This window comes from Kitasatospora sp. NPDC015121 (assembly GCF_055562955.1).
The window spans coordinates 95,973-117,890 of record NZ_JBVHEH010000026.1; the positions used below are offsets into that span (position 1 = coordinate 95,973).

The 21,918-nt window shown below is 64.1% G+C and carries 17 protein-coding genes; 6 read left to right on the plus strand and 11 right to left on the minus strand.

Annotation, left to right across the window (positions count from 1 at the left end; all coding sequences use genetic code 11):
* Window positions 1-16: 16 nt before the first annotated feature.
* The gene (locus ACZ3J7_RS31685; protein WP_298772636.1) at window positions 17-724 is read right to left on the minus strand and encodes a pyridoxamine 5'-phosphate oxidase family protein; all 708 of its coding nucleotides are present in this window, start codon (window positions 722-724) and stop codon (window positions 17-19) included.
* A gap of 97 nt (window positions 725-821) precedes the next feature.
* On the opposite strand from ACZ3J7_RS31685, the gene pdxR reads away from it, so the two are divergent.
* Window positions 822-2,207 (plus strand): MocR-like pyridoxine biosynthesis transcription factor PdxR, encoded by a 1,386-nt coding sequence (gene pdxR, locus ACZ3J7_RS31690; protein ID WP_298772638.1) that lies wholly within the window; start codon window positions 822-824, stop codon window positions 2,205-2,207.
* A gap of 59 nt (window positions 2,208-2,266) precedes the next feature.
* Complete coding sequence (locus ACZ3J7_RS31695) at window positions 2,267-4,384, plus strand: oxidoreductase (protein WP_298772640.1); 2,118 nt, start codon at window positions 2,267-2,269, stop codon at window positions 4,382-4,384.
* A gap of 7 nt (window positions 4,385-4,391) precedes the next feature.
* On the opposite strand, the gene ACZ3J7_RS31700 is transcribed toward ACZ3J7_RS31695, so the two are convergent.
* From ACZ3J7_RS31700 to ACZ3J7_RS31725, 6 genes are all read right to left on the minus strand, one after another.
* A complete protein-coding gene (locus tag ACZ3J7_RS31700; RefSeq protein ID WP_465626805.1) occupies window positions 4,392-5,447 on the minus strand; it encodes an isopenicillin N synthase family dioxygenase in 1,056 nt (351 codons plus the stop codon).
* Between the two features lie 172 nt (window positions 5,448-5,619).
* Complete coding sequence (locus ACZ3J7_RS31705; protein WP_003945979.1) at window positions 5,620-6,723, minus strand: inositol-3-phosphate synthase; 1,104 nt, start codon at window positions 6,721-6,723, stop codon at window positions 5,620-5,622.
* Window positions 6,716-7,279, minus strand: a complete 564-nt coding sequence (locus ACZ3J7_RS31710) for a PadR family transcriptional regulator (RefSeq protein ID WP_003946014.1) — start codon at window positions 7,277-7,279, stop codon at window positions 6,716-6,718. Before ACZ3J7_RS31710 ends, ACZ3J7_RS31705 begins: the two co-directional genes overlap by 8 nt.
* A gap of 116 nt (window positions 7,280-7,395) precedes the next feature.
* Window positions 7,396-8,166, minus strand: a complete 771-nt coding sequence (locus ACZ3J7_RS31715) for a DUF1707 SHOCT-like domain-containing protein (RefSeq protein ID WP_166810029.1) — start codon at window positions 8,164-8,166, stop codon at window positions 7,396-7,398.
* Between the two features lie 9 nt (window positions 8,167-8,175).
* Complete coding sequence (locus ACZ3J7_RS31720; protein WP_166810028.1) at window positions 8,176-8,997, minus strand: DUF1707 SHOCT-like domain-containing protein; 822 nt, start codon at window positions 8,995-8,997, stop codon at window positions 8,176-8,178.
* 9 nt (window positions 8,998-9,006) lie between these two features.
* Window positions 9,007-9,867 (minus strand): DUF1707 SHOCT-like domain-containing protein, encoded by an 861-nt coding sequence (locus ACZ3J7_RS31725; protein WP_465626809.1) that lies wholly within the window; start codon window positions 9,865-9,867, stop codon window positions 9,007-9,009.
* 14 nt (window positions 9,868-9,881) lie between these two features.
* Here ACZ3J7_RS31725 and ACZ3J7_RS31730 point away from each other — a divergent pair, with 14 nt between their 5' ends.
* From ACZ3J7_RS31730 to ACZ3J7_RS31740, 3 genes are all read left to right on the plus strand, one after another.
* Complete coding sequence (locus ACZ3J7_RS31730) at window positions 9,882-10,394, plus strand: DUF5318 family protein (protein ID WP_366054320.1); 513 nt, start codon at window positions 9,882-9,884, stop codon at window positions 10,392-10,394.
* A gap of 562 nt (window positions 10,395-10,956) precedes the next feature.
* Window positions 10,957-13,104 (plus strand): transglycosylase domain-containing protein, encoded by a 2,148-nt coding sequence (locus tag ACZ3J7_RS31735; protein WP_298772905.1) that lies wholly within the window; start codon window positions 10,957-10,959, stop codon window positions 13,102-13,104.
* A 39-nt stretch (window positions 13,105-13,143) separates the two neighbouring features.
* Window positions 13,144-14,721 (plus strand): glycosyltransferase family 87 protein, encoded by a 1,578-nt coding sequence (locus tag ACZ3J7_RS31740; RefSeq protein ID WP_200313027.1) that lies wholly within the window; start codon window positions 13,144-13,146, stop codon window positions 14,719-14,721.
* A gap of 2 nt (window positions 14,722-14,723) precedes the next feature.
* Here ACZ3J7_RS31740 and ACZ3J7_RS31745 read toward each other — a convergent pair whose 3' ends face one another.
* Entirely contained in the window at window positions 14,724-15,023 is a 300-nt protein-coding gene (locus ACZ3J7_RS31745; protein ID WP_047888681.1) for a helix-turn-helix transcriptional regulator, read from the minus strand.
* 187 nt (window positions 15,024-15,210) lie between these two features.
* On the opposite strand from ACZ3J7_RS31745, the gene ACZ3J7_RS31750 reads away from it, so the two are divergent.
* Window positions 15,211-19,053: an nSTAND1 domain-containing NTPase gene (locus ACZ3J7_RS31750; protein WP_298772648.1), complete on the plus strand. Its 3,843-nt coding sequence runs from the start codon at window positions 15,211-15,213 to the stop codon at window positions 19,051-19,053.
* A 6-nt stretch (window positions 19,054-19,059) separates the two neighbouring features.
* Here ACZ3J7_RS31750 and ACZ3J7_RS31755 read toward each other — a convergent pair whose 3' ends face one another.
* Genes ACZ3J7_RS31755 through ACZ3J7_RS31765 form a run of 3 tightly spaced genes read right to left on the minus strand, consistent with a single transcriptional unit; the run spans window position 19,060 to window position 21,824 of the window.
* The gene (locus ACZ3J7_RS31755) at window positions 19,060-19,839 is read right to left on the minus strand and encodes a DUF4190 domain-containing protein (RefSeq protein WP_298772651.1); all 780 of its coding nucleotides are present in this window, start codon (window positions 19,837-19,839) and stop codon (window positions 19,060-19,062) included.
* 45 nt (window positions 19,840-19,884) lie between these two features.
* Window positions 19,885-20,469, minus strand: a complete 585-nt coding sequence (locus ACZ3J7_RS31760; RefSeq protein WP_298772653.1) for a GNAT family N-acetyltransferase — start codon at window positions 20,467-20,469, stop codon at window positions 19,885-19,887.
* On the minus strand, window positions 20,469-21,824 hold the full coding sequence (locus ACZ3J7_RS31765; protein ID WP_095971675.1) for a glycosyltransferase family 87 protein: 1,356 nt from the start codon (window positions 21,822-21,824) through the stop codon (window positions 20,469-20,471). Before ACZ3J7_RS31765 ends, ACZ3J7_RS31760 begins: the two co-directional genes overlap by 1 nt.
* Between the last annotated feature and the right edge of the window lie 94 nt (window positions 21,825-21,918).

Sequence of the window (21,918 nt, forward strand, 5' to 3'; positions counted from 1 at the left end):
CGTGCGGTGCGTGCAGTCAGAGCATCGTCGAGATATGTTCCGGTATTTCGATACCGGAGTCGAGATCGTCAGACGGAATCGGTTGACTGAACTGGCTCGACACGGGAACTACTCCGGCCCAAATAGTTTCGACGCCGATGTCAGCGGCATCGTCACCGGGCCCGCCGGTGCGGGCCTTGACGGAAGCCTCGTACAACGGCAGTGCAAGAACGACGGTTGCCGCCATTTCCTTGCGCGTGTGATCCCGCAAGTGTTGGGAACGTCCGGGGGCCACCTGGTCGACGATCAGATTCAAAGCCTTCACCCGCTCGTCGTTGTCGGTCACGACTCGAGGTGATCCGACAATGACGCCACTGCGGTAGTTCATCGAGTGATGGAACCCCGACCGAGCCAGCACGAGCCCGTCGAGGATCGTGATGGTGATGCAGATTTCGCTGTCGGGCGCCAAGCTCCGCGAGGCCACCGAACCATGGACGTAGATGGACCCGTCACGGTCAGGGCCGTCGAGGTCGAACCCGTACGCGGTGGGAAACACCATGGGAACTCCGCCGACGGTCACGCCCATGTGGCACAGCTTCGCGGACTGCAAGACGTCGACGAGTGCCGCGCGTTCTGCGACGCCGTGGTGGCGGGCGCGCTTGTGCGTCGTGCGTGCTGTCGGGGACAGCGGAGTAGGTGCGGTGGGGGCAGGAGCTGGGGCAGCAAGGACAACGGAATCTGTCATGCAGACAATGCTGCTGGCAAAGTGGCTTCAAGTCATGGTCCAATCAAGGGAGACTTCGATAGGCCACTTCGATTGGTCACTTCCGAGAGGGTTCTGAATGTTTCTTCCTTCGGCGGTAGCTGTAGTCCTCGACCGGACGGATCGGCGGGCGCTTCCGGTCCAGGTCGCCGACCACCTCAGAGCCGACATTCGCAGTGGCCAGGCTGCGGTGGGTCTGCGGTTACCCAGCTCGCGGAAGCTGGCGGCGGAACTCTCGGTGGCGCGGGGCGTCGTGGAACGGGCGTATGAGCAGTTGATCGCCGAGGGTTGGCTTGTCGCTGTGCACGGCTCGGGCACCTTCGTTGCCGAGGCGCCCTCTCCCGTGGTTACTCCCGCGACGACACCTGCGAAGCCCGCTGACAAGCTGTCGCCCAGGGTGCAGCTCCGGCCGGGCGTGCCGTGGACGCCGCCGCGTGCATCGGCAGCGTGGCGGCGGGCGTGGCGTGACGTCGGGGCCAAACCGCCACCATTCGAGGATCCCGATCCTGCGGGCGACTACGAATTGCGTTCGGCACTATCGGAATTGCTGGCAAGGGCTCGCGGAATGTCGGTTGAACCCGAGAGAATCCTGATCACCTCGGGTGCGACCCACGGCCTCGGACTGGCCTTGTCGGCGCTGCGTACCAGTGGCGCAGTCCTGGCGATGGAGGACCCCGGGTACCGGTATGCGTCCTCGGCTGCAACAGCGTGTGGATGGTCTCTGCTGGACGTACCGGTCGATGCGCACGGTCTCCGTGTAGACCAACTCGGATCGGCGCCGGAGAATGTTCGCGGCGTGTACGTGACACCGTCCCATCAGTATCCGACGGGTGGGCTGCTTCCAGTAGGTCGGCGCAACCAGTTGATCGAGTTCGCACGCGCCCGCGACGTCGTCCTGTTCGAGGACGATTACGACTCCGAATTCCGTTACGACGTAGCGCCTTTGCCTGCGCTTGCCCAGCTGGCTCCTGACCGGGTGGTGTATCTCGGAACGGTTGCCAAGACGCTCGGCGCCGGAATTCGATTGGGCTGGTTGGTGGCTCCTCTCGACCTGGTCGACCGCATAGCAGTACACCGCAAGCGAATCGGCGACTTCCCGTCGGTTCCGCTACAGCAAGCACTCCTGTCCCTGCTCCGTGACGGCGAATGGGATCGGGCGGTACGTACCGCGCGGCGCCGGTACCGCGAGCGCGATCGGGCGGTCGAGGAAGCGCTGTCACCGTTCGGTGAACTGCGGGGTCTCGGCGCCGGCATGCACACGACGCTCATGCTCGACGCGGATCTGGCAGCCACCGTCGCTCGCGAGGCACTCCAGCACGGCGTCGAAGTGCCCACCCTGGTCGAGTCCACCCGAACGCACGGAGACCCCGGCGGATTGGTCATCGGCTATGGGCGAGTGGATTCCGCAGACCTCGAATATGCGCTCGAGGTGGTAGCCGAGTGCCTCGCACGTCACAGCGCGTGAAGTCTCGTTGATCGGGAGTGCGGCAACGGATGGGCGTCGTCCAGTTCTAGCGTCCACTCGTGACGATCCGAAGCCAGACCTATCCGCACCTGCTCGCACCAGGCACCATCGGCCCGATGACCGTGCCCAATCGCGTCGTTCTCCCTGCCATGGACATGAATCTGTGTGAAGACGGGGAAATCGAAAAGGGCGACATCGACCACTTCGTGGCGCGCGCGGCCGGTGGAACGGGTCTGATCATCACCGGTTGCTGCGCTGTTGCATATCCGCTGGGCTGCACCAGCCGCAAGGAACCGGGACTCTCGGAAGACCGGTTCATCCCCGGACTGAAAGCGTTGGCCGACGCGGTGCACGACGCAGGCAGCAAGCTCTGTGTGCAGATGACACACCACGGCAAGGTGGCGCGCATCGATACCCTCGACGGCCGACCGCAGCTGGTGCCGTCCATGCCGAAGCCGCCGGGTGACATGAGTGCGATGGCCGATTGCACACCCGAAGAACTGGGCAAGATGGCTGCCATCAACGAGGGCAAGAAGGCGACCTACCACGAGGCCGACCAGGAAGATCTCGATTGGCTCGTCCGCATGTTCGCCGAGGCTGCCGGACGGGTGAAGGCGGCGGGCGGTGACGCCGTCGAGATTCACTGCGCCCACAACTACGTCCTCGGAGCGTTCCTGAGTCGGTACACCAATCAGCGCAGCGACGAGTACGGCGGTTCCATGGAGAATCGTGCTCGCCTGGCTTGTGAGGTCATTCGCGCAGTCAAGGCGGAGGTTGGCGGTTCGCTTGCCGTCATCGTGCGTCTGGCCGGTCAAGAGTATGGCGAAACCGACGGGCTGACCGTCGACGAGGCTGCTGCGGCCGCCACGATGTTCGAAGGGGCCGGCGCTGACGCCATCCACGTCACCGGTACCGCACTGAATGCTTTTGCCAACTTCACCGACGGACCTCTGCCCGACAAGGTCGGCTACTACACCGACAATGCAACGCGAATCAAGCAAGCGATATCGATCCCCGTGATCACGGTCGGACGCATGCTCCCCGAGGTCGGCGAGAAGATGATCGCGGAAGGTCGCACGGACTTCGCCGCAATGGGCCGTCAGCTCCTGGCCGACCCACAGCTGGTGAACAAACTCAAAGACGGTGCACCCGAGCGGGTTCGGCCATGCATCAATTGCTACGTCTGTGTGCAGGAGAACTTCTGGGACGAGACCCCGCTGTGCGCGGTGAACCCTGCTCTGGGCAACGAAGCGCTTCTCCCCTTCGTTCGGACGAGCACTCCGAAACATGTTGTTGTGGTCGGGGCGGGCCCCGGCGGTCTCGAGACGGCTCGTGTGGCAGCTGAACGTGGGCACCGAGTCACGGTGTTGGACAAGTCCGATCGACTCGGTGGCACCCTGTGGTTCTCGAGCCTCACTACCCCGGACAACGGGCGTCTGCTCAACTGGTTGAAAGTGGAAATCGAGCGTCTCGGTGTCGATGTTCGACTGAAGACCGAAGCCTCGGTTGCGTCGATCCGGGCACTGAACCCTGACTCCGTAGTAGTGGCTACCGGTGCAGTCCGCGAGCGGCCGAGCGTTCCGGGCGGCGATCTCCCGCACGTACATACCGGTGACTCGTTGCGCGCCTTGATGACCGGAGTCGGCGACGTCTCCCAAGTGCCGCCGTTTCTTCGTACGATGGCCAAGTTGGGCAAGCTGTCCGGTATCACCAAGAGTCCCGCCGCGATCCGAGCGGTGACCCGCAAGTTTCTGCCCATGGGCAAGAACGTCGTCGTGATCGGTGGTTCGCTTGTCGGACTCGAGCTTGCGGAGTTCCTGGCCGAGCGCGGTCGCACTGTGACGCTGATCGAAGAAGGCCAGCAGTTGGGCATTCCGATGGCGATGCCGCGCCGCTGGACGGCTGTGCGCCACGCCAAGCATGTCGGTGTGAACATTCACCGCAATTCAACGGTGCAGCGAATCACCAAGGAGCACGTCGAATTCCGTTCCGGAGACAAGACACTGACAGCTCCGGCCGACATGGTTGTCGTCGCGTCGGGAGTGTCGGCACAAGCGCCTCTGGCCGACGCACTGATCGGCGTCGTCTCGGACGTGCACGTGGTCGGTGACGCGGTGAACGTCGACTACATCGAGGGTGCGATGCACACGGCGTGGAAAGTTGCGATGGACCTGTAGTTCAGCTTCAGGTAGCGCTTTGTGCCGCAACGATGTCCGGCCACCATCGGGCCGCGACATCGGGGTGCGCGCGTAGTCGACTCTTGAGGGCGTTCGCCCCGTAGGAATCGTGGATCGGGTTGTTCGCGTCCACGGTGACGCCGGTGGCGCGCGCCGCCAGCTCGGGCGGTAGGTCGAACTCCGGGATCTGCGCTGCGTAGTTCGGGTTGAAGAAGAACGGCACCGAAATACGTTCGCCGTCGCCCTCGGGTGAAACTACCCGGTGCACAGTCGCTTTCAAGTAACCGCCGGTAGCGACCTCGAGCAGTTCGCCGATGTTGACCACCAGCGCCCCGTCGATCGGCGGTGCGTCGATCCAGTCGCCGTCGTGCTCGACCTGCAGACCGCCCTTGCCCGGTTCGACATAGAGCAGAGTCAGCACACCCGCGTCCTTGTGCCCGCCGACGCCCTGGGAGCCGGCACCTTTCGGGCGGCCAGGGTAACGCACGACCTTGATGAGGATCGACGGATCGTGAGCGAACGCGTCGTCGAAGATGTTCGCATCCTGGCCCAGCGCTACCGCCCATTCGCGCAGGAGGCTCAATGCGATCGAGGTGAGCGTGTCGTTCCACTCGGTGATGACGTCGCGGAGTTCGGGAAGGGCATCGGGCCACTGGTTGGGGCCCTGCAGGATCTCCCAGGCCGGTGAGGTGTCGGTGCGCTCGGCCGCGGGCTGTTCGGCGCCGATGTCGATCTGCTCGCGCCAGTCCTGTTTGCCTTCGGTCAGTTCGCCGCCGAGCCTGGTGTACCCACGGAAGTGCGGGCTGCGGACGTTCTCGATCGCGAGCTTCTCGGCAGTCGGAAGCGCGAAGAACTCGCGTGCGACGGAGAGGAGGCGTCGCTGCAGGTCGTCAGGAATTCCGTGGCCCACCAGATAGAAGAATCCGACCTCGTGGGTGGCCTCGCGGAGCTGAGTGCGGAACTGCTCGGCGGTGTCGGGGTTCTGCGCCAGCGACAGATCGAGCACTGGCAGCGACGTAATCGACATGGGTTCCTCGATCCGTGTGATGGTTCTGATGTCCATCATTCCACGCTGATCGGCACCCGGACCCGCACGGCGATTCGGCAGCCGCAGGCGTGACTACCCGCGCGGATGCGGAAACACCCTGCGGATAACAGAATCGGGGCCTTGCGCCGTTGGCGCAAGACCCCGAATCAGCGTGAGTCGAATTATGCTTCGTCTGCGCGGCGTAGACCTACGCCTCATCGGCTCCGATGATGAACGCTTCGAGCTCGATGCGAGCCTTGTCGTCGGCCATCTGGACCGGCGGGGACTTCATCAGGTAAGCGGAAGCCGGGTAAACCGGTCCACCGATGCCGCGGTCCTTGGCGATCTTGGCGGCGCGGACGGCGTCGATGATGATGCCGGCAGAGTTGGGCGAATCCCAGACCTCGAGCTTGTACTCCAGGTTCAGGGGAGCGTCACCGAAGGCGCGGCCTTCGAGGCGGACGTATGCCCACTTGCGGTCGTCGAGCCACTCCACGTAGTCCGAGGGGCCGATGTGGACGTTGCGGTCGTGAACCTTGCCGGCAAGTGCGCCGGTCAGGTTGGACGTCACGGCCTGAGTCTTGGAAACCTTCTTGGACTCCAGGCGATCACGCTCGAGCATGTTCTTGAAGTCCATGTTTCCACCGACGTTGAGCTGGTACGTGCGGTCCAGCACGACGCCGCGGTCTTCGAACAGCTTCGCCATCACGCGGTGGGTGATGGTGGCGCCGACCTGGCTCTTGATGTCGTCACCGACGATCGGGACGCCGGCGTCCTTGAACTTGGCAGCCCACTCCGGGTCGGAAGCGATGAAGACGGGCAGAGCGTTGACGAACGCAACGCCTGCGTCGATCGCGCACTGTGCGTAGAACTTGTCAGCGTCGTCGGAACCGACAGGCAGGTAGGAAACGAGGACGTCGACCTGAGCGTCCTTGAGTGCCTTGACGACGTCGACGGGCTCGGCGTCGGACAGCTCGATGGTCTCGGCGTAGTACTTGCCGATGCCGTCGAGGGTCGGGCCACGCTGAACGGGAACGTCCAGGGGCGGAACGTCGGCGATCTTGATGGTGTTGTTCTCGCTCGCGAGGATCGCCTCGGAGAGGTCGAAGCCGACCTTCTTCGCGTCGACGTCGAACGCAGCGACGAACTGCACGTCGCGGACGTGGTACTTACCGAACTTGACGTGCATGAGGCCGGGGACCGTCTGGGTCTCGTCGGCATCCTTGTAGTAGTGGACGCCCTGAACCAGGGACGAGGCGCAGTTACCCACGCCCACAATGGCTACGCGCACCGCGGTGCTGTTCTCACCCATGGTCGGGTTCTCCTTCTTTCCGGGATGTTCCTGTTGTCGATTGCTCGGCTGCGATCAATTCGTTGAGCCAACGCACTTCGCGCTCACTCGATTCGAGTCCGAGCTGATGGAGCTGACGGGTATAGCGGTCCAGCGATCCGCTGGCCCGACCGACGGCCTCGCGGAGCCCCTCGCGGCGCTCCTCGACCTGGCGTCGCCTGCCTTCGAGGATCCGCATCCGCGCTTCTGCGGGGGTGCGGCTGAAGAAGGCGAGGTGAACGCCGAAACCGTCGTCGGTGTAGTTCTGCGGCCCGGTGTCGGCGACCAGTTCGGTGAACCGTTGCCGACCTTCCGGAGTGAGCTGGTAGACGCGACGCGCCCGACGCTTGAGAGTGCCGGTGGCAGTGTCGACGTCTTCCGAGATCAATCCGTCGGCTTGCATGCGCCGCAGTGCCGGGTACAGCGATCCGTACGAGAACGCGCGGAATGCGCCGAGCAGACCAGTGAGCCGCTTACGCAGCTCGTATCCGTGCATCGGTGACTCGAGGAGCAGCCCGAGGATTGCGAGTTCGAGCAACTGACAAACCTCCCGAGTCGTTGAACCTAACCGCCTGATGCGATAACCAACTATATCGCGCCGATATATAAAACCACACTGCGGCCCGATACGTGTACCAAGGTGTCACGGCTAGATCAGGGGGTGAACGGGTAGATCGACATGATTTCCCCGTCGAGGCCGGCTGTCAGGTACCCGCTCTCTTCGAGGTCGTTGCCGACGTGAATCTCGATGGTCGGCACGGTGTCGGTGCTTTCGACAGAGACGTATCGTGTGGTCGGATTCTGCACCGACGTCGTGGTTCCGGCGCCGTCGAGCAGGGCGATCACGATGCGAGGATCGAGCTGTGTGACGTCGATCTGTGCCACGTCCAGTTCGCGCGATCCTCCCGAAGTCGTGTCCTCGAGGTCGCCTCGGTAGTAGCTGTCGAGGGCCTTGCGCGGTGCGGCAGGATCGGCGCGCGTTATGCGTGCATAAGTGGGATAGATGGTCATCTCGTCGACCAGTCCGCTGCCGTACTCCGTTTCGATGGCACGGAACATCGCCCCCAGGCCGTCGACGGTGTGCAGCTGTGGCTCTGGGCTCGAGAAGATCGTGACGTCCGACGCCACATATTTGATTCCGAAGCCGATTGCCGACACCAGTGACAGAGCGATGATCGCAAGGGCGATCCAACGCGTGTCGAGCGAAGGTTCCTTCCGCAGGATGGGCAGAGACGCCTCGGTCTGCAGATCCGACGTCAAGTCTTCGAGATCGCCGAGAGTGACTGCCACCGAGGCGAGTTCGGTCAATTCGTCGTGCTCGGTCGCCGTGAGTTGCCCGTCGGCGAAGGCGGAGTCCAGCACGGCGCAGGTGGCCTCGCGATCGGCATTGCGAGCGCGAGTGGTCCTGGTCAGATCGTTCGGCATGTCCGGGGCCTATCGAGGAGTGAAGGGAGACAAGCGGATCGGGCGGCCATCCGGGCTCAACTCCATCGAGCCGCTCGCGCCGAGGTCGTTGCTCACGTAGATGGAAACGCGTGGATCCTGACCCGATGAGCTCATGCTGATGTGTGTGACCTTGGCTTCGGGGACGTTGAGATTTGCGGACGCTCCCGCCAGATACCCGGCGAGTTTGTCGATGTCGACGGCAGCGAGGTCGAAGGTGACAGTGCTGGCTGCTCGAGTCGAGGTGCTGTCGCGTGGTGTGAAGCCGCCTCGAAAGTCGATGTCTTCCTCCAGATTCGGCGAGATAGTGGCGGCGCGAGTAACGCTTGCATAGCCGTCGTAGAAGTTGACGGAATCGATTGTCGTCGTGCCGTACTTGGCGCTGTATCTGGTGATGAATTCCCCGATCCCGCTTGCGGTGAGCGTGTTCAGCGTCGAACTCACAATGGGGGCAAGCGGTCCGACCGGTTCGGCTGCCGCCGGTGGAGGCGGTGAGGGTGAATCGTCGGCGGACAAGGTGAGGAACCCGATCAGGGTTGCGAAGACAGCCGATGCGGCCGCGAGGTACCAGATCTTGTCGATACGACGAACTTTCGCGACGGCGTTCCGCAGCGTCGCTTTCTGCAGATCGCGGACCAGTAGATCGAGCTGGCCGAGGGTGGTCGCGGTCATGGCCGCAGCCGTCCGGTTCGCGTGCTCGTCGACCGTGATCTGTCCGTCGGACAGAGCCGTATCGAGAACGGCGCAGGTATCGGAACGGTCGACGTCGCGCGCACGGGTGCGCGTAGAGGTAGTAGTCGGGGACCCACTCACCGGCTCACCCTAGCTCCCGTACGGGTAGGAACGAGAGATCTCGCCCCACGGCGTGACCTCGATACGGCCACCCTCGCTGCGGTCGTTCTCGGCATAGATCGCGATCTCCGGGACGCCGTAGTTCGCGTCCACGATCAAGTGCGTGATCGTGGCGTCCGGCACCTTGACGTATTCGGCGATGTTTTCCATGAACGGCGCGAGTTTGTCGATCTGGATGGAACCGAGATCGAAGGTCGGCTGGCCCGTTCGCCGCGGAATGGACGTTACTTTCCGCTCGAAACCGTCGCGAAAACTGATGGACTCGGTGAGAGCAGGAGTGTCGGAGGCCGCCCGGCTCACCAGGGAGTAGTCGCCGTGGAAGCTGGCGTCATCGATGAACATGTCGCCGAACTCGTCGCGATACCTCTCGATAAATGCGCCGATACCCTCGGGAGTCAAAGTGTCGATGTGTGCGATCAGGATCGGTTCGACGGTCGGTTCCGGCACCGGGGTGGTGGTCGCCAACGGTGGGGCGAGGGAGGTGCTGCTGGCATAACTGGCGGTGATGTCTTCCGAGGGCGTCAACGGTGAGCGACTCCACGCCACAGCGGCGACCGCGCCGACGACGATCAGAGCAGCGCCGCCGATGAACACGGCCTTTCGTGCCGTCGACGTCCGAGGCACCGTTTTGGTCGCGATCTTCGGCACCTGCAGATCGTTGACCAGGCGTGCGAGTGCGAGCAGGGTCTTCGCGGACCTCGCCTTCTCGGTCCGTTCGAAGTAGTCGTCCGCGCTCAACTGCCCTTCGGCGTACGCGGCGTCCAACACATTGCACGTTTCGACGCGATCAAGATCACGAGCGCGCGTCATCGGAGAACGGGAAGACTTCACAGGAAGTGATCGTAATGGCTGGTCGCCATGCCTCCAGCCCCCGAAATGTGTTCATCGTGACCCTCCCGAACCGTCCGTCGCGGAGCGGACGCACGTACGCTGGTCAGGTGCGGATACAGCGGCAAGTTGTGGACTACGCGCTCGCGCGTCGGTCTGTGCTGGCCGAAGTGTCTGCGGGTAGGACCGACGTCAAGCAAGTGTGTGACGCCGATCCGTACCTACTCAGAGCCGCGAAGTTCCACGGCCGGGGCAGCGACGTCGTCTGCCCTATTTGCCGCAAGGAACAGTTGACGCTCGTGTCCTGGGTGTTCGGCGACAAGCTCGGTCAGGTTTCGGGATCAGCCCGAACCTCGGACGAGCTCGCTCGGCTTGCGGAAACAGCAGAGGAGTTCACGGTGCACGTTGTAGAGGTGTGCCGTACCTGCAGTTGGAACCACTTGGTGCAGTCCTATGTGCTCGGCGCAGTACCTGCGCCGCCGCGACCGCGGCGAGCACGCCCACCAAGCCGGCGCACCGCCAGCGAGTAACGCCACACCCGAAGAAGGGCCCGATCGAAGTCTGCACGTGATCGGTCCGTGACCACTGGAGATTTGATTCGTGAGTTCCCCCAGCAACAACAACCCGGGCGGCAACAACCCGGGTGGCCGTCCCGTCGGTCCCAACCGTCCCGCCGGACCTCCTCAGGGTCGTCCGCCGCAGGGACGTCCCATGGGTCCACCACCGCAGGGACGCCCTCCGATGGGTCCGCCCCCTCAGGGTCGTCCGCCGCAAGGACGTCCGATGGGCCCCCCGCCTCAGGGCCGTCCCACGCAAGCCCGACCTTCGGGGCCGCCTCCTCAGGGCCGCCCCGCCGGTCCCCCGCCGCAGGGTCGTCCGCCGCAAGGCCGACCTGCCGGCCCGCCGCCTCGAGATCGTGCCGCAGGCGCTCAGGCCAACGAACCGACCCAGCGCGTCGCGGCAGCAGCAGCGACCACCCGAACCAATGCGGGCACCCGCCCGCCGGTCGGTCCTCCGCCGACGAAGCCGCCGACAGGCGGCTCCGGTGGCGGTGGCAACGACGGACAACCCACGAAGGGAAGAAAGAGCACCGTGAAGAAGAAGTCCAAGTGGCGCACAGTTCGCCGCTCGGCCTACGTCTTGGTGGCGCTCGGTCTTGTTCTGCCCGTCCTTGCCTTCATGGCCGCGTACATCGTGCAGGACGTCCCCAAGCCCGGTGACCTCAAGACCAATCAGGTTGCAACAGTCTTCGCCGCCGACGGCACCACGGTGATCAGCACTGTCGTCCCGCCGGACGGCAACCGCGTCGAGGTCTCGCTCGATCAGGTGCCGCCGCACGTTCGCAATGCGGTTCTCGCCGCGGAGGACCGCGATTTCTACTCGAACCCGGGCTTCTCGATCTCCGGTTTCGCACGTGCAGCCCGGGACAACGTCCTCGGTCGCGACAGCGCCGGTGGTGGCTCGACCATCACGCAGCAGTACGTCAAGAAGGCGCTCGTCGGCTCGGAGCGTTCGCTGACGCGAAAGATGAAAGAGCTCGTCATCTCCTCGAAGATGGCCAACGAGTGGTCCAAGGACGACATCCTTGCCGCATACCTGAACACCATCTACTTCGGTCGTGGTGCGTACGGCATCGGCGCCGCATCCAAGGCTTACTTCGGTAAGCCCGTCGACCAGCTGTCCATCGAAGAAGGCGCCGTCCTGGCGTCGTCGATCCAGCTTCCATCGCTCCTCGATCCCGAGACCAACCCGACCGGTGCCAAGTCCCGTTGGGATTACGTGCTCGACGGCATGGTGTCCGCCGGCACGCTGGATCAGGCCGCGCGCACGCCGATGCAGTACCCCGCCTACATCCCGCTCGCTCAGGTCGACAACAGCAGTCAAGGTTCGACCGGACCCGAAGGACTGATCAAGCGTCAGGTGCTCAAGGAGATCGGCGACGCCGGAATCAGCGAGCAGTTGCTCAACACCGAGGGCTTGAATATCACCACGACCATCGACCCGCAGGCTCAGGCCGCAGCAGTCGAGGCCGCGCGTTCCAACATGGAAGGTGAACCGGAGAACCTGCGCACCGCAGTTGTCTCGGTCGATCCGAAGACCGGAGCCGTCAAGGCGTACTACGGCGGTGAAGACGGCGCGGGATACGACTTCGCGAATGCCGGACTTCAGACCGGTTCCTCGTTCAAGGTGTTCGGCCTCGCGGCTGCCCTGGATCAGGGAATCCCGCTCTCGCAGATGTACGACAGCTCGCCGCTGACCGTCAACGGCATCTCCATCGGCAACGTCGAAGGTGAAAGCTGCGGCACCTGCACCATCGCCGAAGCGCTCAAGCGTTCGCTGAACACCAGCTTCTACCGTCAGATGCTCAGCCTCGACGGCAACGGCCCGCAGGAAATCGCGGACATCGCTCACAAGGCAGGCATCCCGAAGGACATCCCGGGCGTCGGCCCGTCGCTCACCGAGGCTGACGGTTCCGGCCCCAACAACGGCATCGTGCTCGGCCAGTACCAGGCCCGCGTGCTCGACATGGCGTCGTCGTACGCGACGCTCGCCGCATCCGGCACTTATCACGCACCGCACTTCGTGCAGAAGGTCGTTGCCGCCGACGGCACCGTGCTGCTGGACCGTGGCGCACCCGCGGGTGAGGATCGCATCGACGCTGCCGTGGCGGACAACGTGACGGCCGCGATGCAGCCGATCGCGGCGTATTCGCGCGGTCACAACCTGGCCGGCGGACGTCTGTCGGCGTCGAAGACGGGTACCGCGCAGCTCGGTGACACCGGAGCCAACAAGGACGCGTGGATGGTCGGCTACACGCCGTCACTCTCGACTGCGGTCTGGGTCGGAACTCCCGACGGTGAGGCGATCACCAACTCGGGCGGCGCGATGATCTACGGCTCGGGTCTGCCTTCGGACATCTGGAAGGACACGATGGACGGCGCCCTCGAGGGCACCGACAACGAGAAGTTCCCGACGCCCGGCAAGATCAACGGTCAAGCCGGTGGCGTTCCGGAGTACACGGCACCTGCACCGCCCAAGACGTCGGCGCCGCCGACCACCACACCGACGACGACGGAAACCACTCCGCCGCCCGTGGTGACGACGACGCAGGTCGAGGTTCTTCCGGGCATCACGATCCCGATTCCTGGCATCTCCCGGCCGACGACAACCGCGCCGCAGGTACCGGGGGCAGGCGAGACCACCGAGGAAGAACCGGCAGGTGTGAGCCCCGGCCAGTAGTTGGAGGGTGGTCGGTTCGAAAGACGGTAACCTCGCGGAGTGGCCGCGAATGCTGATGATGCCGAACCGACCTCCCCCGCTCCGCTGGCCGAAGATCTTCGTTCGGCGGATTGGCGGGACGTTCCCAGTCGCAACGACGCGATGGTGTCTGCGCTGTCGGGAACCGTCGGCGGTCCGGTCGGTCGTCACGCACTGATCGGACGCACTCGCTTCTTCACCCCGATGCGAGTGATTCTTCTGCTCGCCGTGGTGTTCTTGGCTTTCGGCTGGTTCGCGAAGGCCGGTTGTATTCAGCAGGCTCCGGTCGGCGAGAGCGGGCAGGTCGGCCTCGACTGGAGTGGCAGCCGTCAGTACGTGGCGATGTGTTATTCCGACACAGTTCCGCTGTACGGAGCCGAACGCCTCGATCAGGGCGCTTTTCCGTACAAGACGTCGTGGGAAGAAGTACGCGGCGACGGTTCGATCCAGATGCGGTACATGGAGTATCCGGTCATCTCGGGGCTCTATCAATACGGGGCGATGAAGGTCGCCAAGGCGTGGGATTCGATCACCTGGCTGCCGGGCGCGATCCAGGTGGCGCTCTATTTCAACGTCGTCGCGTTCGGGTTGGCGTTGGCGTGGCTGGTCACCGTGTGGGCGAGCACCCTGCTGGCCGGACGACGGGTGTGGGACGGCGCGCTGATCGCCTGTTCGCCCCTGGTGATCGTGCACGTGTTCACGAACTTCGATCCTCTGGCGACGGCGTTCGCGGCCGGCGGGTTGTTGGCGTGGGCACGCAAGCGGCCCGTGCTCGCGGGAATTCTGCTCGGCCTGGGCGGAGCCGCGAAGCTCTACCCGCTGCTCCTACTCGGACCGCTATTCGTCCTGTGTCTGCGCGCGGGCAAGACGAGGGACTGGCTGGTGACCGCACTCAGCGCCGTCGCGGCATGGCTTGCGGTGAACCTCCCGATCGCCGCGCTGTACCCCCACGGTTGGTACGAGTTCTTCCGGCTCAACTCCGAACGCGGGGCCGATCCCGATTCCCTCTACAACGTGATCGCGTCGTTCACGTCGTGGAAGGGCCTCGACGGTCCTCTCGCACAGGGTGAGTCGCCGTCGAATCTCAACGCCGTGTCTCTGCTGCTGTTCGTGGCAGTCTGCATTGGTGTCGGTTACGTCGCCCTGACGGCGCAGCGTCGTCCGCGGGTTGCGCAGCTGTGCTTCCTGTTGGTGGCGGGCTTCCTGATCACCAACAAGGTGTGGAGCCCGCAGTATTCGTTGTGGCTGGTGCCGCTGGCCGTGTTGGCCTTGCCGCACCGCCGACTTCTGCTCGCGTGGATGACCATCGACGCCCTGGTCTGGGTTCCTCGAATGATGTACTACCTCGGGGTGTCCAACAAGGGGCTGCCCGAGCAGTGGTTCACCGGCACCGTCGTGATTCGCGACATCGCGGTACTCGTTCTGTGCGCGCTGGTGCTCCGGCAGATCTACCGGCCGTCGGAGGATCTCGTGCGGTACGGGTTCATCGACGATCCCGCGGGCGGTGTTCTCGATCAGGCGCCGGACAAACAACCCTCCTGGCTACCGGGTTGGCTGAAGCCGACCAAGGCGAAGGAACCGGAACCCGTCACGGTCTGAGGTCACCATTCGTCGAGGGTGGTGTACCCGTCCTGGACCGCGCGGGCGAACAACGCCGCCTTCGTGGGAGCCGGCCGCCCGACGTCGCTGTACTTCGTGCGGATCCGAGTGATGTGTGTGTTGACGGTGCAGACGCGGAGGTCGAGTGTCTCGGCGACCTCGGACTTGGAATCCGAACGAAGCCAGGCGAGAAGTACTTCGATCTCGCGGACGCTCAGCTTCGGCTTGTGCTTGCCGTGCTTGGGGTTGCCGACTCGGGACACGTTTGCCTCGATCTTCGAAGAAATGCCGATTGAAGACATGCGAGTAGCGCCTTTCGACGGAGGGGATGGGCGTCGACTGCCGTATTTGCAGAAGGGCTGCTGACATCGGGAGCGACTGAGAACGAGTATTTCGATCGAGGCGTCTCAGTGGAACGGGCGCAACGCTCTCGATACAGAGTCCATACAACGGACAAATCCCCTACCTGCTCCGATAGAGTGCGTCGCTATGAACTCGAAGGCGGAAGCCGGTAGGCACAATCAGGTCAATCCGGGCCAGATCGAGTCGCGTGGACAGTTTGCTGAGGCGCTCACGGCGTTGCGGAAGGCATCCGGACTGACGGTTCGCGAAGCGGTCGAGCGTTCGGGTGGTTTGCACGGAACCGTCAGCGGATGGTTTGCCGGCCAACACCTGCCGACGCCTGCGAGTACCCCGATGTTTTTCGCGCTCCTCGAGGCGTGCGGCGTCGATTCCGAGGATGAGCGGCAGCGCTGGATCAGTGCGGTGCAACGAGTGAGGCAGTTGACGGCCAGACGACGCGGCGACGCCACCGTTCCGTATCGAGGTCTCGAATCGTTCCGGCAGGAGGACGCCGAGTGGTTCTTCGGTCGAGACGAACTCACTGCCAACTTGGCCGAACGGGTGGCGTCGGCGATACGAGGTGAAGGTCGCCGTCAGTTCATGGTGATCGGCGCTTCCGGATCGGGTAAGTCGTCGTTGCTGCGGGCCGGGCTCGCCCCGAAGATCGCCGGCGACGATCCACGGTTCGACGGCTGGCAGGTGCAAATCCTGCAGCCGGGTACGGGAGGAATTCCGTCGTCGATCGGCGCCGAATCAACCGTCCTGATCCTCGACCAGTTCGAGGAACTGTGGACGCAGTGTGACGGCGATCGACGCGAGGAAATGTTGCAGACTCTCGCGGAACTCGGTGAGAACACCATTGCCGTCATCGGCATGCGTGCCGACTTCTACGGGCTCGCAGCGGAGGAACCGCTCTTGGTGCCGCTGCTCGACGACTCGCCGATGGTGGTCGGGCCGCTGACCGAGGAGCAGTTGCGTGAGGTGATCGTCGAGCCGGCGGTCAAGGCCGGGATGACCGTGCAGAGCGAATTGGTTCAGGTTCTGATCTCCGAGCTGACACCACGCGGTTCGCGCGCGGCGAGCGACCCCGGCGCTTTGCCCTTGCTCTCACACGCGTTGTTGGGGACCTGGCAACGGTCGACGCGTAAGACGCTGACGGTCTCGGATTACTACGCCACCGACGGGATTGCCGGAGCAGTCCAGCAAAGCGCGGAGGAAGTGTACGGCGAGCTCACAGAGAGGCAGCAGCAGTTGGCGCGCAGGATCTTCCTGCGATTGGTCAACGTCGACGAAGTGACGCAGACGCGACGGCGCGCACCGCGCACCGAACTCTTCCTCGGTGACGACGTCGACGACGTGAATACCGTCATCGACCGGTTCGCCTTACGCCGCCTTCTCACCGTCGACGAGGAGACCGTCGAGGTTTCGCACGAAGTCTTGCTGTCCGCGTGGAGTCGGCTTCGCGATTGGATCGACTCGGACCGGGCCGGCCTGGCGGTGCATCGCCGGTTCACCTACGCGGCGCAGGTGTGGGAAGACAGTGGACGCGACCCTGGCGCGCTGCTCGGACCCGCGCGTCTTCACCTGACGGAAGAATGGCTGAACTCGGGCGAACTCGGTCTCCCGTTGGAGCCGAGCCAGACCCGCTCCGCCGACCTCAACGCCACCGAACGGGAGTACCTCGCCGCGAGCATCGAGCATCGTGATCAGCAGGAATTCGCCGATCGACGACGTACACGCGTGCTACGACGGCTCGTGACTGCGTTGGCGGCAGCGTCGGTGATCGCTCTTGTGTTGGCGGTGGTTGCCACCGTCGCCGGCATCGGCGCGAACCGTCAACGTGTCCAGGCGGATACCGCGCGTGACGAGGCGATGTCGCGGCAGGTTGCCACCGAGTCGATCAGGATGCGTGAGCGGGATCCGTCGCTGGCGTCGCAGCTCGCTCTGGCGGCATTTGCGGTCAACGAAACGACCGAAGCCCGCTCGGCATTGCTGGATGCATCCGGCGTTCATTCGGCTACCCGCATCATCGGACCGCCCGGCGCGATGAAGGCGCGGATAAACCCAGCCGGAACTGTTGTGGCGGTGGGTGGTTCGGACGGGAAGGTCAGACTCTATCCGATGGTGGACGGTGTGGCCTCAGCTGTTCCGCAGGCGGAGTTCCTCGGAGTCTCGGAGGGCGCGGCCCTCTTTGCCGTCGCCTACAGCCCGGACGGACGGTTGCTTGCCACCGGTGGTGCGGGCGGTGCTGCACTGTGGGACGTGTCGGATCCGAGGAACCCGGTGCGTGGAATTCTTCCGGTCGACGGTGAACGAGTCGTGCAGGACATGGAGTTCAGCCCCGACGGAACCAAGCTGGTCGCCGGTACCTCGACGCCCGACGTCCTGCGATGGAACATCGACAGCTCCACGAATGCCGTTGCCTTGCCTGCTCTTCCGCATCCAGCTGACGGCATCGTCACCGCGACGTTCAGCCCCGACGGACGCTTCCTCGTGGCGGGCGGGCGTCAAGCGACAATGCGCGTGTGGGACGTCGCGAAGTGGGGTGAGGAATCGGCGCCGATCTTCGCGACCGAGCCCAACGGCACCACGGTCCATTATCTCGGCGTCGCCTTCAGCCCGGACGGGCGTGAGCTTGCTGCGGGAACGACTGGCAGGGAGGTGGTTCGGTGGGACATGAGCGACCCGGCGCGCCCGACTCCCCTTCCTGCACTGACGGGATTCTCCAGTTACGTCAACGAACTCAACTACGGCAAAGACGGAACACGCCTTGCTGCCGGAAGTTCCGACAACTCCGTGCGCGTATGGGACCCACGAACCGGGGCGTTGATCGAAACACTTCCGGACAGTGGGGCGGTGACCACGGTCGACTACAGCGACGACGGCCGCAACCTGATCACCGGAGGTCTGAACGGCGTCACTCGCGTGTGGGCTCTGCCGGGTCCGGTCTGGGCGGGACCTCGGGACACGATCTTCACCGGTCCCTTCGCCGCGGACGGCTCGCGTCTGGTGGCCGGCGTCGGCGCCAGGGGCGGCGCGATGTTGGCGTGGAACACCGAGGATCTCGATCGCCCCGCGATGATGCCGGAGCTGAAACCGCAAGGGGCCGACTCCTACACCGGAGCATCGGCGGTCTCGGCAGACGGGAACCTGGCTGTGAGCGGCACCGGCGGCGGCGGTGCCTATCTTTGGGACCTGAGTGATCCGGCGTCGCCACGGATCTACAGCGAACCTGCGGTGTACGTGAAGGGCATCGTGGCGGTTGTCGCACTGAATCCCGCCGGAGATCTGCTGGCGGTGTCCTCGCAGGACGACAACAGCATTGCGTTGGTCGACGTTTCCGACCCGTCGGCTCCGAAGCTGCTGTCGTCGACCGATGTCGGCTCTTACCCGCAGATGATGGCATTTCAACCGGGCGCCGACATCTTGGCGATCGCGAACGCCAAGAACGAAGTGGATCTGTGGGACGTGTCGAACGCAGCGTCGCCCCGCGTGGCAGCGACGGTCGGCGGATTCGAAAGTTACGCACTAGCAGTGTCTTTCAGTGCCGACGGAACCCTGTTGGCCGCCGGAAGTGCTGATCACAGTGTCGCCGTGTGGGACGTTCGCACACCGTCGGCACCCGAGGAGCTCGCTCGTCTTGTCGGCCCCGAGGGCGCAATCTATTCGATCTCGTTCAACCGCGCCGGTGATCGGCTCGCTGCGGGTGTCGGCGACGGAACCGTGTGGCTCTGGGACATCGAGACTCCCTCGCGGTCAACACGATTTGCGACGCTGTCCGCCTACCCGGGCCGCGTCAACGATGCGCAGTTCGCCGGCGAGAGTGACATGATCGCGGGCAGTGGGTCGGACAAGACGGTTCGCTTGTGGGGAATCGACCCCGACAGCGTCGTTGATCGATTGTGTCGCACCGCAGGATCTCCCATCACGGAAGCCGAGTGGGAGCGTTACCTGCCCGGTGTTCCCTACCAGGATCCGTGCGCCGGCTGACGCAGGTCAGTTCATCCAGAACTCGAGCGCCGCTTCCCGACCCAGCTCGCCTCCGCTGCCGGTGATGACCAGTCCGGCGGAGGTGAGCTTGTATGTCACGTCCTTGTTGGTGACGGTGAATCCGTTGCCGGTGGGGGTTGGATCGTCGAGTTCGATGGTGGCGCCGTCGCTCAGCCGCTGACCCTTGTAGTAGTAACGGCCGACTCCGGTTTCGCAGATCACGATTCGTGATCCGGTCGTGACGGCGATGGCGACGGCAGGATTGGTCGAGTTGCAACTGGGGCCGCCGGAGACGAAGCCCTGACGGTCGGTGCCCGAGACGGTCGGCGCCGGACCGATCGAGGTTGTGACGCGTGGGGGTGTCGTCGTTCTCGGCGCTGTGGTGGGTGCGCTCGGCGCCCGAGTCGTGGTCGTGGAGTGCGAGTACGGCGTCGTGTAGGTGAAACTCCGCGAACTCGCTTCATCGGCGGCGTTGCCGAAAGCGGCCGCGAGCAGCCCGAAGAACGCGATCCACACGATCACGGCCAGGATGCCGAGTGCGGTGAAGATGTAGCCGATGATCAGACCGGCAAGGGCGAGTCCGTCGCCTTCCTCGCCCGTCCGTTTGATCTGTCCGCGTGCGATGTGCCCGAAGACGATCCCCAACGGCGCGATGAGGAACGCGAAGACGAGAGCGAGTACCGCGAGTGTGTTGGTCGGGCGCCTGCCGTACGGATCGGGCTGCCCGTACGGAGCCGGTTGCCAATTCTGATTGCCCTGGTACCCGTACCCACCCTGATCGCTCATGAGGTGAATCTTGGCATGGACTTCGCCGAAGAGTGCAGGTGATGGCTAGTTTCGGGTACGTGTCTCCAGCTGAGGCGCGATGGCCGGCCAATCGTCGTCGGTCATCGCGAACAGCGCTGTTGTCCGCCAACTGCCGTCGGCGCGGCGTCGGTGCTTGCGCAGCAGGCCCTCGAACTGAGCGCCGAGCTTTGCGATCGCTGCCCTGGACTGTTCGTTGAACTCGTCCGTGTGCCACTCGACGCGTACGGCTTCGAGTTGGTCGAAGGCGTGACGAAGCAGGAGCAGTTTCGATTCGGGATTGATCCCGGTTCCCTGAACCGATCGCGACAACCACGTGTATCCGATTGCAAGACTGCGGTTTACCGGGTCGATCTGGTACATGGACGTAGTGCCGACCACGGCGTTCGTCGCGATGTTCACCTGCGCGAAGGCGATCCGATTCGGGTCGTCGGTTGCTGCAGCGATGTACTTCCGTGCCTGTTCCCGATCGGTGATGGGCGATGCGGTCCAACGAAAGATCGCCGGGTCGTCGGCAGCAGCGAGCAGAGCGTCGGTGTGCGCGACGCCCAGGGGTTCGAGTCGGACACGATCACCGGTCAGCGTCGGTGATTCGAACCATGAGGCAGTCATCAGGCGTGCTCCCGTGAGTGTGTCGGAAGGTTGTTGTCGGAGTTGGCAATCTGATCGGTCCCGCCGGCAAGCGGATACCGCAGCGGGACTCGCAGGAACAGGAAGAAGAACACGGCGAGCAGGATGACGTGGCCCCACACGCTCGCCTGGACGACGGCTTCGTACTTGCTCGGATCGAGATTCATGTCCAGTTGGTAGAAGTACCGGAAGATGCCGATGCCCAACGCCGCGTCGACGATCAGATAGGCGACGATCCAGAACCACCGGATCTTGAACAGGACGAGGAACGGCAGGATCCACAGCGTGTACTGCGGTGAATTGACCTTGTGCAGCAACACGAATCCGCACAGCATCGCGGCACTGACCGCAATCCACGGAAAGTAGCCGTCGCGGACGTAGCGTCGCCAACCCAGATACATCGCGAGCGCGAACGACGCCAGGATCATCACCGGAGACAGAATGCTCACCAGTGCGTCGTAGTCGGCGTTGAGTTCGCGAACCCCGAAACCGTAGAACGGGCGCAGCCCCCAGAACCACAGTGAGTTGGTGGTGATGTCTGCGCTTCGCTTCTCCTGGAAGCTGAACGACGCGCGCCAGCCTTCGTACGAGATGAGGGCGAACGGGAGGTTGACGAGGACGACGGTGACGATCGCCGCTCCCGCCGTCATCAGCGCTCCACGAACGTCGTAACGCTTGCCTTCGGTGCCGCGTAGGAGCACGTAGGCCATGAGCGGCAGGACGAACATTCCCGGGTACAGCTTCAAACAGAAACCGATCGCCAGGATGACGGCCGCCAGAACCGCGCGAGTTCGCAGTGGGATCCGCTCGAACGTCATCAGGAAGATCGCGCCGACGCTGGTGGCCACCACCGGGAGCTCCCAGTTGTGGAATGCGTACAGAACCAGGGGCGGAGTCGCCGACCACACGAGCGCGTACGCGCCGCTCATCTTGCCGAGCATCCACGCCGTGAGCAGTCCGAAAGGAGCCAGGATCAGTGCCGAGTGCAGAAGGAAATCAGTGTCGGTGTGTGAGCCGATACCGCCCAGCCACATCAGAATTCCGCTGAGCACCGGGTATTCGACGGTTCCGCCGGTCAGGAATCCTTCGGGCGTTATGCCGCCGGTGACGAAGGGGAACAGATGCTGATCGATGCCTCGTCCGAGCCAGAGCAGTTGAATGTCGGAGTAGCAGACGTCGATGTTCTTGTTGACGTCGAAGTTCAGGCTTCGGCCGTCGGGCGCGAACGGTGCACCGCCGCATCTGGCCTTGTTGAAATAGCCCAGCGCCATCGTCAGCCCGCACAATCCGACGACCAACGCCAGGATCGACGCCGGGGTCTTGCGGTCTGTTCGCATGATTCTCACCCTAGGGGGCGCAGTGCCTCGCGGGGTGACACGTCTGCGCCACGCGTCGCGTATCGACCTGGCGGTCTTCGCGGATGGGCGGGAC

Coding starts and splice junctions, on each gene's coding strand:
- ACZ3J7_RS31685 (WP_298772636.1), bottom strand. CDS start 724: ATGACAGATTCCGTTGTCCTTGCTGCCCCAGCTCCTGCCCCCACCGCA.
- pdxR (WP_298772638.1), top strand. CDS start 822: ATGTTTCTTCCTTCGGCGGTAGCTGTAGTCCTCGACCGGACGGATCGG.
- ACZ3J7_RS31700 (WP_465626805.1), bottom strand. CDS start 5,447: ATGGACATCAGAACCATCACACGGATCGAGGAACCCATGTCGATTACG.
- ACZ3J7_RS31705 (WP_003945979.1), bottom strand. CDS start 6,723: ATGGGTGAGAACAGCACCGCGGTGCGCGTAGCCATTGTGGGCGTGGGT.
- ACZ3J7_RS31715 (WP_166810029.1), bottom strand. CDS start 8,166: ATGCCGAACGATCTGACCAGGACCACTCGCGCTCGCAATGCCGATCGC.
- ACZ3J7_RS31730 (WP_366054320.1), top strand. CDS start 9,882: ATGGCTGGTCGCCATGCCTCCAGCCCCCGAAATGTGTTCATCGTGACC.
- ACZ3J7_RS31745 (WP_047888681.1), bottom strand. CDS start 15,023: ATGTCTTCAATCGGCATTTCTTCGAAGATCGAGGCAAACGTGTCCCGA.
- ACZ3J7_RS31750 (WP_298772648.1), top strand. CDS start 15,211: ATGAACTCGAAGGCGGAAGCCGGTAGGCACAATCAGGTCAATCCGGGC.
- ACZ3J7_RS31755 (WP_298772651.1), bottom strand. CDS start 19,839: ATGAGCGATCAGGGTGGGTACGGGTACCAGGGCAATCAGAATTGGCAA.
- ACZ3J7_RS31760 (WP_298772653.1), bottom strand. CDS start 20,469: ATGACTGCCTCATGGTTCGAATCACCGACGCTGACCGGTGATCGTGTC.
- ACZ3J7_RS31765 (WP_095971675.1), bottom strand. CDS start 21,824: ATGCGAACAGACCGCAAGACCCCGGCGTCGATCCTGGCGTTGGTCGTC.